9 protein-coding genes and 1 pseudogene are annotated in these 13,939 nt (G+C 50.0%); 1 reads left to right on the forward strand and 9 read right to left on the reverse strand.

The features are described from left to right. The 5 genes and pseudogenes from ACLD72_RS31940 to ACLD72_RS31960 all read right to left on the reverse strand — a co-directional run. A pseudogene (locus ACLD72_RS31940) lies at positions 1-1,024 on the reverse strand (hypothetical protein); the annotation flags it as partial. Positions 1,025-1,738: 714 nt separating this feature from the next. Next, the gene (locus tag ACLD72_RS31945; protein WP_251591901.1) at positions 1,739-2,158 is read right to left on the reverse strand and encodes a hypothetical protein; all 420 of its coding nucleotides are present in this window, start codon (positions 2,156-2,158) and stop codon (positions 1,739-1,741) included. 667 nt (positions 2,159-2,825) lie between these two features. Then, the gene (locus ACLD72_RS31950; RefSeq protein WP_036619290.1) at positions 2,826-3,554 is read right to left on the reverse strand and encodes a response regulator; all 729 of its coding nucleotides are present in this window, start codon (positions 3,552-3,554) and stop codon (positions 2,826-2,828) included. Next, positions 3,547-4,719: a sensor histidine kinase gene (locus ACLD72_RS31955; protein ID WP_251591897.1), complete on the reverse strand. Its 1,173-nt coding sequence runs from the start codon at positions 4,717-4,719 to the stop codon at positions 3,547-3,549. The genes ACLD72_RS31950 and ACLD72_RS31955 overlap by 8 nt, the downstream gene beginning before the upstream one ends. 48 nt (positions 4,720-4,767) lie before the next feature. Next, complete coding sequence (locus ACLD72_RS31960; RefSeq protein ID WP_411003538.1) at positions 4,768-7,497, reverse strand: stalk domain-containing protein; 2,730 nt, start codon at positions 7,495-7,497, stop codon at positions 4,768-4,770. A 372-nt stretch (positions 7,498-7,869) separates the two neighbouring features. Here ACLD72_RS31960 and ACLD72_RS31965 point away from each other — a divergent pair, with 372 nt between their 5' ends. Further along, complete coding sequence (locus tag ACLD72_RS31965; protein ID WP_411003539.1) at positions 7,870-8,550, forward strand: hypothetical protein; 681 nt, start codon at positions 7,870-7,872, stop codon at positions 8,548-8,550. 385 nt (positions 8,551-8,935) lie between these two features. On the opposite strand, the gene metK is transcribed toward ACLD72_RS31965, so the two are convergent. The 4 genes from metK to ACLD72_RS31985 form a co-directional block, all read right to left on the reverse strand. After that, positions 8,936-10,138 (reverse strand): methionine adenosyltransferase, encoded by a 1,203-nt coding sequence (gene metK, locus ACLD72_RS31970; protein WP_411003540.1) that lies wholly within the window; start codon positions 10,136-10,138, stop codon positions 8,936-8,938. 188 nt (positions 10,139-10,326) lie between these two features. After that, positions 10,327-10,596 (reverse strand): small, acid-soluble spore protein, alpha/beta type, encoded by a 270-nt coding sequence (locus ACLD72_RS31975; protein ID WP_411003542.1) that lies wholly within the window; start codon positions 10,594-10,596, stop codon positions 10,327-10,329. Between the two features lie 104 nt (positions 10,597-10,700). Beyond that, positions 10,701-11,225: a hypothetical protein gene (locus ACLD72_RS31980; protein WP_411003560.1), complete on the reverse strand. Its 525-nt coding sequence runs from the start codon at positions 11,223-11,225 to the stop codon at positions 10,701-10,703. A 68-nt stretch (positions 11,226-11,293) separates the two neighbouring features. Then, entirely contained in the window at positions 11,294-13,813 is a 2,520-nt protein-coding gene (locus ACLD72_RS31985; protein ID WP_411003543.1) for a hypothetical protein, read from the reverse strand. Positions 13,814-13,939 lie beyond the last annotated feature (126 nt).

Below are 13,939 nucleotides of genomic sequence, written 5' to 3' on the forward strand. Positions count from 1 at the left end.
GGCAGCGGAGGCCCGCCCGGGCCCGGCGCCAGCGCGGGCCCGTACCCCCTCGGGCGGGGCCCCAGCCCACGCCCGAGGTAAGCCGCACGCGCCCCTGCAGGTGCGCGAGCTGGGCGGCGGAGCGCCATGCCGGAGCAAGGCCCGGCAGGCGTTCCGCCAGCAGCTGCTGGAGCTCCGCCTCCAGCAGCGATCTCCCCGCGAGCGCGGCCGCAAGCTGCCGCGCCTCCTCAAGCGTGTGCACAAGCCACGCTTTCCCTGCGGCAAGCCGCTCCCTCTCCACCGAATCGGCCCGATTTAAAAAAAGCTTTTTATCCCGGTTATCCTTCCGTGACCGCTTGTTATCCCCCCATACCTTTGCGTTCTCACCGCCTCCCAGTAGGCTTTCCAACAACCTGAGACCTAGCGGAGTCAAGCCCTCCTCCCCTCTCCATAACCAGCCATGAACTCCTGTCCAAGCTTTTTCTTCAGCTCTTCCCAGCCCATTGCTCAAATTCATTCCGCCTGCGGCTCCCAGCCGGTTTACATTCTTCCGGACAGATCCCCGTTCATCATCCATTAGCCTTTTTTCGGCCTCAAGCTCCGGCTTTAAGTTGAGCTTTAAGAAGCTCTCCCAATCCTCCGCCTTCCATCGATCCATCGCCTCCTGTGTCTTAAACCGGTCCCGCAACTTCACCGCCCAACCTAAGGGCATGCCATCCGAAAGCAAATACATCGCCGAAGCTTCCGGTTCAACTCCCGTATTATGTGAAGCTTCAACGCCGGGCAGAACATCGCCTGAACCAACGGGCCCTCTAGCCAAAGCCTGCCCAACGGTTAAAACCATCTTTCTCTTCACTCCCTGCCCTTCAAGCCCCCCTTGCCCATTCAAAACGTCCACAACACCACATGCTGCGTCCTCCTGATCGCCCAGCCCCATGCACCGGCTTCCTTCCACACCCCACCAAAGCAAATCAACCCGCAAATCCAAACTAATCAAAATCCGCCATCCTGTAATCACTTTTACCGCATACAAACCCGCCTTCATTTCCACCTCTCCCCGCCAAAAAACAGCAGTTTATTGCATACTTCAACAATTTCAATATAATTCCTCTATTTACTTATATTCCTTTTCTGTTTTTGCTTCATTTTTTGTTTGACCTCCTTTTTTCGTCTCAATCTAAAAATCGGTGCTTGAACGGCCGGCCATGGGAACGGGGGACTTCATCCTGGGCTTGCTAAGGGACCGGAGCGCCCTTATTTGCCGAAAAAATCGGCGTTTTATTTTTTAACGGACCGGAAAGACCTTATTTGCCCGAAAACAGCTAAAAATTCCTCGTTTGCAACCAGATAGCGTCTGTTGAGTCCGTTACGTCGGGAAATACCCGGGAAATGAGCAAATAACGTCATTTCAGTCCGTTAGCCCCCAACGTACTCCGAATAATTCTATCCAGCCCCTGTCAAGCCCCGATTTCGGTTTTAAGCCTTTTTTTCGACAACACCTTTCTTCACAAACTCAAAAAACGCAAAAAAGCACACTCCTCCGGCCGTTAGCCTGAAAAAGAGTGTGCTTCACACTTTGCGCTGCGCATCCCGATGCGCGAGTATGTTATGGCTTTGTTTTTGCTCGCTTATTGATATTCGCTGCGGCTTGGCGTTTTCCTGCAACGCCTGAAAATCTTTTGAAATCAAATATCCGGTACGCTTCCAATATCCCGTACGCTCCCAAACGCAGCCTGATGCGGGCAATTGACTTGGCGGCTTACACATGGACATAGGGGATTTTATTCGCCTCCTGCGGAATCCGAAGGTCGATGCATACGGGTGAGTCTTCGGCCATTTTGGCAACCTGCGCCTCTACATCTTCTTTCTGGACCGCCGTCAGACCGATAACGGTTAGCTCCATATCGCCTTGCGTCTGCAGCTTCTTCATAATCGCCAGCGTATCATCCTCTGATGCCTCGTCGAGCACCGTCACCCGCAGCGGCAATCCACGCAGTCTCGCATACCATGACAATGCACGCAAATACCATTCCATTTGACTTTCATGATTGCTCGTCACCAAAATATAATGGATCGTTTTGATCGTGGACTTCCGCCGCAGATATATCCCGTGCAGAAAATGAACCAGCGCCGCAGCCAATCCGTAACTAAGCAGAACCCAACCCATATAGGGAACCACGGAACTCACCTCCCTTATAGAGGTAGTTCAAAAAGTTCGTCTCGGTGCTGAAAACCTGACTTTTTGAACACTCCCTTATAGCGACAATATATGCCGCTAGCAAAAGGAGGGTTACTGGGCTCCCGTCAAGCAGACCGCTGCCCTAATAACGGCAGCTTCCATTCCTTTTTCCAATCGAGCTTGGACAGATAACTAGACCTTTTAATGTTACTATACCGAAACAGCTTCCCTGTCCGTTGGGCCGGCATACTGCATTACGGCTAAATGCAAGAATTTCCGCAACACTTAGTTAATATAGTACGTGTTCAAAAAGGCCGTTTTCAACACCTAGACGGACTTTATGAACCACCACTATTAGGCCGGCGGCGCTATACTGCTATGTACCTGACCGGTTCCCCATTCCTATTGCATTCAAATAAATAGGAACTCGCCTCTCATTTCAATATCATGAATAATATGGAAACAAAGGCGCGGAGGAGGCCAGTCAAAAACGATTCCCGCATCATCTGCCACATCTATCTGCTCTAATAAACGCTCAGCTGTCTCTGCTGTCCTAAGATTGCACCCTGCTGTCATCCCGTTTAGCTGTCTCCGCTGCCGCGGAATCGGCCCTGTTGCATTTTCAGGCGCGCCAGGCCGAATTCAAGGGTGTGAATATTTCAGCCGGTTAAAGGGTAACCCAACCGAACTTAATCGCATTAATGACCGCTTGAGTACGATCGTCAACGTCCATTTTCTGCAAAATGCTGCTGACATGGTTTTTGACTGTCTTCTCGCTAATAAACAAATGCTCTCCAATCATCTTGTTGCTGCGGCCTTCCGCCATCAAACGAAGCACCTCGGCTTCCCGTCTCGTCAGCGGATTGTCATCGCCGGCGACGAATTTGACGCCTGCTTCGCGGATTGCGTTGTCCTCGGCAATCGCTCCTGTCTCGCTCAAATATTCCATGCGGCGCAGTTGCTGAATCAGTTTGCCGGTTACTTTCGGATGAATGAACGCATTCCCCTCGGCCACCGTACGGATGGCGTTCACCAAGGATTCGGCCTCCATGTCTTTCAGCAAGTAGCCGGTTGCCCCTTTGCGCAGCGTTTCAAACACATAGCTTTCGTCATCGTGAATCGATAAAATGATGACCTTGACCTCGGGATACGACTCGCGGAGTTCTGCCGTAGCATCCACGCCATTCAATTGCGGCATGTTGATGTCCATCAGCACGATTTCCGGAGCAAACTGCTGGCAGCATTCCAACACTTGAGTGCCGTCGCCGCATTCTCCCACGACTTCGATATCTTCCTCCATGTTCAAAATCCGCTTCAGACCCTCCCGAAACAATTGGTGATCGTCAGCCAAGAGAACTTTGATTGCTTGTCTGCTGCCACTCGTAAGATTATCCATCCTGGTACTCCTTTCTCTTCTCTGTGTTCGTTGGAATGTGGATGACGATCTTGGTACCCATATTCGCTGCTGATTCGATTTCCATTCTTCCTTCGAGTAATTCGACTCTTTCCCGCATGCCAATCAGTCCGAAATGGGTATGCTCTTTCGTCTTTTGCTCCAATTGATCCACCTTGAAGCCAAGGCCGTTATCCCTCACTACGATACGCAGCATTTGCCCCTGATACGTGATCTCCACGCCAACATAGGTCGGAAAAGCATGCTTCGCCGCATTGGTGAGCGCTTCTTGCACCAGACGAAAAATCGCCGCTTCCATGGGAGAGGATAAGCGATGCTCTTTGCCCCTGGTTTCAAAGGTAGCCCGAATCTTGGTCTTTTCTTCATAGTCATGAACGTATTTACGCAACGTTGGAATCAGACCGAGATCGTCGAGGGCCATCGGACGCAAATTAAAAATCACTTTCCGCATTTCTTCGAGACTGGAGCGAACCTGAGCCTTCAAATCTACTATTTCGTCCTGTACCAGTTTAAATTCCTGCTTAGCGAGCATTCTTTCTACAATTTCCGTCCTAAGCACTAGATTTGCGAGAAGCTGAGCGGGACCATCGTGAATCTCCCGCGAGATTCGTTTTCGTTCCTCTTCCTGCGCCAAAATAATCTTGAGACCAATCAACTGCCGGTTTTTAGCAGATTCCAAGATCCGGGTCACCTGTCCCAATTCGCCGGAAAAGTATTCGAGCACAACGCCCATTTGCGTACTGATCGTTTCAGCGCGTTCGACTGATTTTTCCACGTTTCGAACTCTTTTTTGCAGTTCATCACGTCTGGCCTTCAAATACATTTCCTTCTCGCGATAAATCAGCAAATCGAGCTGAAGCTGTGTCGCCTTCTCGTAAGCCTGCTTGATGTCCTCTTCTTTGTACCGCACGAAGTCCCGGCTGACTTCCGTCAGCCGGATGCGGGAACGTCTGTAGTTCACCTCGAGCTGGTCGACCTTCTCCACGGTTTCCGCCGTTTCCTTCATCACGTTTTGCAGTTCCGCGTTCAGCGTCTTCAGCTCATTTCGCGCCGAGTCCAAAATTTCGAGAATTTGCAGCTTACTACTTTCAAGTACGTTAACAGCGTTATTTATTACGCGATCTATGGCATCTGCTTGAAAATCCACCTATACCTTCTCCGTTTCTGTAGTCCGAATAGTCCCAGACTAATCATATCATGATTCGAGGGTGATGGATTTGGTTTTCTTTTCCCAATTTACGCCAATGCCCAGCTGTTCGGACACCAAACGTAATGGGACTAAAGTCCTGCTGTCGACAACAATCGGTGAAACCTCACCTAGTTTGCTGGTTCCGTTCACAAAAAATTCCTTTTTCCCCACGGTTAACTCAAGTACGGTCTCCCCGCGCGTCACGGTAATTTTTTTTGCGGCATTGTTCCAGGTGGAAGTCCCGCCGAAGGCGTCCAGCACATATTTAATCGGCACATACGTCGTGTTGTTCTTCAGCAGCGGAGCCACCTCCAGGCTTTGTTTCGCCCCGTCCACCGTCATCGATTTTTGGCCGACAACCATCACGGCTTTGACGCTGGGCTGCGTTACGGCTACTTCCCCTGTAGCGGCGGCGGGAGCGGTAAACCGGATATTGTCAAAAGAGACGCTACCCGTCAGCGCACGTTCATCTTGCCCTTCTTCGACATTAACGACATACAGCCGTTTCAGCTTGGCCGGATACTTGATGCCTGCCCCCGTTAAGTCGACGTTCAGCGTTTTCCAACCCGTGAAGTCCAGCGGCCGCGCTAAATCGAGGTACACCGGTTTGCCATCGGCATCCGCTAATTCCGCGCGCACCCAGTTCAAGCTGGCATCGCCCAGGACATCGATCGTCATCGCCGTAGCGTTCTCCGGAATCTCCTTCCCGGTCGTTCCGTTGATTTGCGCGTAAGCAAATTTATTCCCGGTGCCGCCGGTCAAGTCGTAGTCAAGCTGCAGCACTTTCGAGTTCGCGCGTTCGCCCGTCCCTTGGACAATCGTTGCCGTTCCCTGCGACTCGGCCGGAAGCCCCGTAAACGAAATCGGGTAAGACACGTTTTCAAAGCTTTCCCAAATCGTGTCCGTGGAAGCGGACAAGACGACCGGCGTGCCGGTGAAGCCATCATAGCTAGGCGTAGCATAAGCGACCTTCGTGCCGGAGTTTATCGACTGCACGGTGAGCGCGCCGTCCTTCACGCTGGCCTTCATGCCGCTGAAGGTCCATTTCACGGATTCAGCCGGAACGTTCACCGTGCTTCCGCTCTTCAGCTCCGCCGTAACCGGTACGGATACGGAAGCGCCCGCTTCGAGCGGCGCAAACGTCGTGCCCGGTGTCAAGCTCGCAAGGTCACTGCCTCCCAGCACCGTTACTTCCATGCTGCTGCTCGCCGAGCCGCTCGTCGCCGTGATTTTTGCAGTTCCCGCCGTAACACCTTTAAATCCACTGCCTGTCCACTTAACGTTCCCGTTGCTCGCTTTCCAGGATGCCACCGAGCTTTCCGTCGCAATTGGGTTGTAATACGTATCGTAGCCTTTCAGGGCATAAGGGACCGTCTGTCCGATGAGCAGCGTGGACGATCCGCTGACTTTAAATCCTTTCAGCGTACCTTGTGGAGCCGAAGTGAAAACGCCGAGGCCGTTGGCGACAGCGCGTTGTCCCGCCGACCCATTGGACGTCGTGAAGGTGAGCTGTGCGCTTGTTTCGGCAAGCGGACGATTCACCATCGTCGTCGAACCTCCTCCGTCCAGATTAAGCCCTTTCCACACCCCGATGCCCGTCATAAAACCTTGCAGCTCTTTTAACGTCAACCCGGAGCTGTTGCTATTTTTCTCGGCGGTAATAATGTAAGCCGTTTTTCCGTCTTTGGAGTAGCCGACGGCCGTACGCGCTACGGTGCTGCCTCCGCTGATCGAGTTTGTTGAACGGGTGAACGCCGAGGCCTTGCCTTGGTCGACGAGCAGCGTATGGCCGCCGATCATCACCTTGAGATCCGCCGGATTGACGCTTGTCCCTGTCGTTAAAGACTGCAGTTCATATTGCGTATCGATGCGCTGTCCGACCTCCAAATGTTGAGCAACGAAGTCCGCCGCCGCTCCATGAGCGCGCAAAATATATCCGTCCGCCGGCACGGCCCCCGGAATCGGCGCTTTGATCGAAATCTGCGAGATCACATCGCCTTGCACGAGCACTTCCGTCGGCGTTGTCGAGGTGTCCACCGGCCGCTGCGCGGATTTCCAGGCGCTGGTATAAATAAACATCTTGTTAACGTGGCTGCGGGCTTTATCCGGCTCCGTTATGTACGATTCCTGGTTGATCCCTGCAAGCTCAAACGACGAACCGTCCTCGGCAACCACCGTCCCGTTAAAACCAAACCGGTCAATAAACGGCGTTCCGTCATTTTTCACCCCAAACGCGTACATGCCTTCGAGCTGCGCCGGGCTCGTGACGAGCGTTCCTTGGGAAACCGCCGCACCCATCGGCACGCCTTGCCCTCCGGTGGCAAAGAAATCGCCGTTGACCCCGGCCACGGCACCGGTTTCTTTGGCCATGCCTTCCACCGATTGTCTGGTCGTCAATTGCCCCCCTTTGCCGGTCATTACATCCAAACTGACGTAAGGATTGGTTAAATCGACTTCGACCACATCCGTCAATACTTTGACGGACTTGCCCGAACGCGTTACCGTGTATTGATATTTGACGAGTTTCGCTCCGGACGTAACAATCTCTTCACTTAATTTAACGGCTTGATTGCTTGCCGCATACGCCGTAGAAGCTGTTCCCCCAATTGATACCGGTCCCCATCCGATCGCTGGCTGAAGCCAAATCATTCCCGCCAAAGAGACGATCGCCAATCGTTTCCCGCCCCGAACTACAATCTGCATCCATTTCAAGTCCTGATTCTTATCCACTACCATTTGATTTGCTACTCTCCCAACTTTTTCAAAAATGATCCAAAGCAGACTGCACACTCTATCACTTCGGAAACCTAATCTATAAATTATAGACTACTTTCCGGCCGAAAAGTTACGAAAAAAAGCAAGATTGTCAAAGTTCTCTATGTTTTTGAAAAGCGGAAGTTGTTAGCTGTGAATAACGTGGATTATGTGGATAAAATTTGTGGATATTGTGGATTGTTTCTGTGGATAATGGGGATAACGTAGAAGTTCCACGGATAAAATGTTACTATTTGAATATATGAGACGTAGCACGTCCTGATCTTCTCTGTGGATAGAGGGTCAGGACTTTTTATTTTACTATATAAAAAATAAGAGGAGTGATCGGTATAAATGAAAACGTTGACTTTCGAAAAGGCGCATAAAGCCTTCATCAATCAGCACTCAGACTCACGAAAGGGGGAGCGCAAAGCCCGCCTTTTACGGGGACACGGACATGGAGAAACCTTATTTTTGAAGAACGTATGGTGGCCGCTGTATGGAAATTTCGAATATCTTCATCCCGAATATGAGATTCTCGATTGGCGGGGGCGCTCATATTTTGGCGATTTTGCCTATTTGCCGGGGCTTCTTAAATTTATGATTGAAATTAAGGGGTATGGCCCTCATGTACAAGAAATGGATCGTCAGAAGTTTTGCAATGAATTAAATCGTGAATTATACCTGCAATCCCTCGGCTTCCGAGTAGTTTCTATCGCCTACGATGATATCGAACAAAGGCCTGATCTGTGTAGAAATCTCTTGCAAGTGTTATTTAACCGGTACCAAGCCTATCCGCAGCCTAAAGAACGTTCTGTTTTCGCAGAAAAGGAAGTTCTCCGCCTGGCATTATGTTCTGCCGGGTCCATCAGTCCTAAAGAGGTATGCCAATATTTTGGCATCAATTACCGGACTGCGGTGCGCTTGCTACAATCTCTTTCTGCCAAAGGGTGGATGCAGCCGATCCGAAATGGAACCGGACAAAGAATTCATCGCTACGAACTGCTTCAAGGAAGTTGGGAGATGTTTGACTGACATAGGCAAGATCCATCCATAAGATATTTTTCCAAATAGTTGGTTACCTGGGTGTTGAACTAGTTAGGAGCCTGGCTCCAACGAATTAGTTGCAAAACTTACAGGTAGAATAAATTTAGATGCGGGCTAATCCGTATTAATTGCATTTCCTGCAATTACATCCAGACATCTTCACCAATCCCTTCAACTATGCCGTTTTAATTGTAGGATTTGCACTTAAACTAGCGCCAAGCTACGTCATCAGATAAATAACTGTATGTTTTACAACTCTTCAACTTTATATGCACGCAAAACTCTCGATAAATAAAAGACGAGGGTCGCAGCGCAAAAAAACGGATACCTTCTCCCTTCCAGGGAGACGATATCCGTTTCTATTAACGACAGTTTATAATCCAGCTTGCGCCTTCAGCGCCTCGGCCTTATCTATGCGTTCCCAAGGCAAATCGATGTCCGTGCGTCCAAAATGACCGTAGGCTGCAGTTTGACGGTAAATAGGACGGCGTAGATCCAACATGCGAATAATACCCGCCGGACGAAGGTCAAAATTCTGGCGAACAAGCTCCACCAGTTTTTCTTCCGGCACTTTGCCTGTACCGTAAGTATCAACATTAATGGATACCGGGTTAGCAACGCCGATCGCGTAAGCCAACTGGATTTCCACTTTGTCGGCCAGTCCCGCTGCGATGAGGTTTTTCGCCACATAGCGTGCTGCGTATGCTGCAGAACGGTCAACCTTTGTCGGGTCTTTCCCCGAAAATGCGCCGCCGCCGTGACGAGCGTATCCGCCATACGTATCGACAATAATTTTACGCCCTGTTAAACCGGCATCGCCTTGAGGCCCCCCGATGACGAATCGGCCTGTAGGGTTAATGTAGTATTTCGTTTCCCCATCCAACAATTCCGCAGGAACGACGGGAAGAATAACGTGCTCTTTAATATCTTTTTGAATTTGTTCCAGCGTAATATCTTCCGCATGCTGCGAAGAAACGACGATCGTATCTACTCGTTTTGGTTTACCGTCGATATATTCGATCGTCACTTGAGTCTTGCCGTCCGGCCGGAGGTAGCCAAGCGTTCCGTCCTTCCGTACTTCGGAAAGGCGCCGGGCAATCCGGTGCGACAAAGCAATCGGAAGCGGCATGAGTTCCGGCGTTTCATTTGTAGCAAAACCAAACATCAATCCCTGGTCGCCGGCGCCGATATTTTCCGTTTCTTTGTCGACTTGGGCAGGATCCCGGCTTTCCAAAGCGGCGTTTACACCTTGGGCAATGTCGGCGGACTGCTCATTAAGCGAAGTGAGTACCGCGCAAGTATTAAAATCGAATCCATATTTAGCGCGGGTATAGCCAATCTCTTTCACTGTCTTGCGAACAATAGCAGGAATATCGACATATTCGGACTTGGTGCTGATCTCCCCGATAACGAGTACTAGCCCGGTGGCTACGGAAACTTCACATGCAACCCGGGCATAGGGATCATTGGCCAAAAATGCGTCAAGAACCGCATCGGAAATTTGATCGCAAATTTTATCCGGGTGTCCTTCCGTAACGGACTCGGAAGTAAATAAGTGTCGCCCTTGTACGGACATAAAATTTCAACCTCCCCATGGATAGTATGGCGAAAGCCTTCGTATCCAATACTAAAAATGCCCCCAATGGATGATGGGCAGATTTACCAACTTTATTTACCAAAAAATGAACCTTTCCCTGATCGGAAAAGGTTGTTTTGACAATCCTCAAAGTCATATTATCGCATTTGCCATGTCATGTCAAAAGATTAGTGCAAAAGCAAATCACGCTGAGCCTGAGCGACCAGCCTTTTTGTAATTTCTCCGCCGACTGAGCCGTTTTCCCGTGATGTGAGATGCCGCCAACTGCCGCCGGAGCTTGTCCCCAAAGCGCCGAGCTCGCTGGCGAATTCCGTATCCGCCGCCTCACCGGCTACCCCGCCGCCGACCGGCAACCCGAACTCTGCCGCAATCTCATACTTCCACTGTTTAAGCATTTGACGGCATTCCGGAACCAGTTTGGAGTTGCTTCTTGCCATCTTCGATCCACCCCCAAATAATATTGTCCTTCAGGAGTAGGATGTGCTCGGCGGAGAAAAATACCCTATAGAATTATTGTTCGTTTAGGAAAAAATCGGCTGTCCTATTTGAGCGAATATCCGCCGCGAACCAACACCGTCAGGCTGTATTTATTTCCGGCCTGAACCTGAACCCCGCGTCCATCCCGGGGAAACGAAAGCAGGTGGTTGTTCGTTACCGCTCCTCCATTTTTGATATCTACGCCATCGGTCAAATCCGTGACACCGTCGGCGTCGCTGCTATAAATTACAGCCTTCCCTGCCCGAACCACGAACTCCGCTCCAGCTGCCGCAATCAACGTCTGCCCCGGCTCTACCGTTACAACTTCAATTGCATCGGTTGAGCCACCTCCTTTGCTGCCGCTGCTGCTGCTCGTCGAAGGAGCCGAAGGCTTTGTTGTGGTCACGCCTCCCTTGAGCGCCTGCTGAATGGCCTGGTCCACATAACTCTTCGTCACAACCGGATCGTCAGCGGTGCCTGGTTGACCTGTTACGCTTGAGCCTTCCGCCGTCAAATTCAGCAACGAACCTGCCCAAATACTACCACCAATCACCACCGTCGCTGACATGACTTTCCATACTGTCTTCATCATGTTCCTCCTCAAATCTCTCATTACAATAATGATAGAGGTTATACAGGCATGAAACAAGCCCAATTTTAGTATTCATCCGTATCAGTCTCATCATCATATTCAAAGCTTTGGCTGCCAAGCTTGATTTTGTATCCCTGGAACAGGTCATAAACCGTTAATTTAAATTCGTCGTCTTCGGTGAGATCTTTAAATAGCGGATCATTAAAACTGAAGCTTGCTCTGCCGTCGCCTGTAAGAAGCAAGTCGGTTTCAGGGACGAACTCCTTCTCGAATATTCGACCGCTGGAATCCTCGACCTCAAACAGATATTTATGCCCAAACTCGCCGATCGTATAGTCCCTATTACGGGTCAGATCATAGGTAAAGCTCAGATTCATGGAGCTGCCGGAGAGAGTAGATTCCACGTCTGTCACCGCCAACTTATATGGGAATATCTCCAGGCCTCTCAGTTTTTTATTGGTTGTTGGATTAGAAACGCCAAGCTCTAGGGCCACCGCATTTATATAACCTGTCGCTTCGCCTTTGACCGGCGTCAGCTTGTTGTCGGTGATCCCTTCCCCAACAATCAGCTTCATATCGGTTATTGAGACCCGCTTAGGAATTTTAGTCCATACTGCAACCACACTTTTCTCTTCCGGTCCGGCCGGGGTGTCAATCTGGCTGACCGTGGCTTTATATGTCTGGCCGTCGGCTGTCCGGTATGCCCCGACAATTTGCGAAAGATCCATTTGATGTTCTTCCAGATTCTTGACATCCAGTTCGGTATAAACTAGATCGCTGGATGGACCTAAGTAAACACGGGAACTTATCACACCCAACTCTTGTTTGCGTCCAGGCGTATCGAACGTAAAGGAGGCTCCCTTGGCTATACCGGCCACCTCCGGTATTGCGCCCGTATTGCTGAATTGAATCCAGTCGGTACTCTCTTCCCCTATCTTCTCAAGCAGGGCAACCTGCAGTTGGTCAAACTTTAGATAGCTGGGCACCTTAGCTGTCACAAAAATGTCCATCGACATTCCGGCTCCAATTAATCTGTCCGGCTGCGTGAATATCAGTTTGGTTCCTTCAGTCAGCTTAACGGAGTCCACTTGCAAGCTCCCGGTCAGTTCCGGCAGCTGTAACGTTTTGATGTTATCATTGCTAATCGTAATTTTGGCGTTGACCAGATCGCCATCACTCCAAGGCAGTCTTTGCAGCGAAGACAAGGTAACGCCAAAAACACCGTCCTTCGTCTGTATAAACTGCTCGGTTCCTACCATTTTATCGGCGGTATGAATGGTCTGCAGCGCAAAAATCGCGAGCGGATAGGCGATCTTCTCCTTGTTGTCCTCCGCGGTCGGCAGATTCATGAACAGACGCGGATAGGCAATGCTGATATCGGGCGGCACCGTCACCGGGAGGGTTATGAATCTTTGTTCCAGCGGTTGAAGGGTCATATTTTCCAGTGCTGGCGCCTTAATCGGCATACGGTATCCATCCGAGGTTTGCAGTTCAAATTGATACTTCGGCAAAGTGATCGTCGCCCCGCTTGTATTGCGGAAAGCAAAGCGAACAGACAGCTCATGTTCAAGATCATTTTTGTTCACGACAGCGCTCGTCACCTGCACGGCTATTTTGCCGTTGCCGGCTTGAATGAACTTTTCGACATTGGGCTTAACCGTCATCAGGTTATCGCCTTCGCCAGGCAATTGCATCGTTGCAATCGGCAGACTCTGCTTGGCCGTTTCGTCATCCAGCGCCACTTGCAGTTCCATGTTCGACAGCTCGATTTTCTTCGGGATTTGAGCCATCAGGTGAAGTGTTTTCGTATCCTTGGGTTGGATTTTGTAATCCACACTGGTTGTTGGATCCGCTGTCATCAGATAGCTTGCACCTGTAGATGAACGGATCACAAATTTCATTTTCGGATCTTCAAACAGCTTGTAGCCGACATTCGTCATATTGAGCAAAACATTGACGTATTTATAGTCGCCTGAAACATAAGAAGCCACTTGCCCTACCTTCGCCTTAACACGGGCATCGGCAATCCACAATGTTTTGGATTGATTCGCAGGGGTCGACGTCAAATAATCTGCTGGAATCTTGAACTGTCCTTTTAACGCCTCGTACTCAGGCTGGCTAAAATCCCATTTGACCACCTGGAATATCAGATTTTGCGGCTTGATGTGATTCGCAATTCGAGCTGTATACGTCAACGTCGTGGAAGAACCGGCCGCCAGTTTCTTTTTGTCTTTATCTTTGGTCATCAGCGACGTACTGTAAGTTGTCCCGCTTTTAGTTTTTACTTTGGACCAGTAATCCAGCAAATCGATCGTCTTGTTGTCCTTATTTTGGATCGTCAGCGTATACGTAAGGATACTTTCGCCGTCCAGAGTTAAAATATTGACATCGCTCAATCGAACCAAACTTTTTGCGGTAATCTTCACCGGAGGCAGATTAGCCAATGTATGTACCGTTTCCTGTTTTACAGTTTTAGCCGAGTTGGTAGTCTTGGGTGTTGGTGCAGCCCAGGTTTGTGATGACAGGGGCACTAATGCGGATACTGTCAAAACAACGGCCGCTGCAGTCTTTGAAACTTTTCTCAAAATGTCTCCTCCCCGTTTAGCATTATTAATTATTTAGACGTTTTTAGATAAAAAATGTTTCGTATAAACAAAAAACGAGGCGAAAGCACTGCTTCCACCTCCGAAAATTATTCATTCTATGTTATA

The sequence above is a fragment of the Paenibacillus lacisediminis genome (genome assembly GCF_046567315.2).

Coding starts and splice junctions, on each gene's coding strand:
- ACLD72_RS31950 (WP_036619290.1), bottom strand. CDS start 3,554: ATGGATAATCTTACGAGTGGCAGCAGACAAGCAATCAAAGTTCTCTTG.
- ACLD72_RS31960 (WP_411003538.1), bottom strand. CDS start 7,497: ATGGTAGTGGATAAGAATCAGGACTTGAAATGGATGCAGATTGTAGTT.
- ACLD72_RS31965 (WP_411003539.1), top strand. CDS start 7,870: ATGAAAACGTTGACTTTCGAAAAGGCGCATAAAGCCTTCATCAATCAG.
- metK (WP_411003540.1), bottom strand. CDS start 10,138: ATGTCCGTACAAGGGCGACACTTATTTACTTCCGAGTCCGTTACGGAA.
- ACLD72_RS31975 (WP_411003542.1), bottom strand. CDS start 10,596: ATGGCAAGAAGCAACTCCAAACTGGTTCCGGAATGCCGTCAAATGCTT.
- ACLD72_RS31980 (WP_411003560.1), bottom strand. CDS start 11,225: ATGAAGACAGTATGGAAAGTCATGTCAGCGACGGTGGTGATTGGTGGT.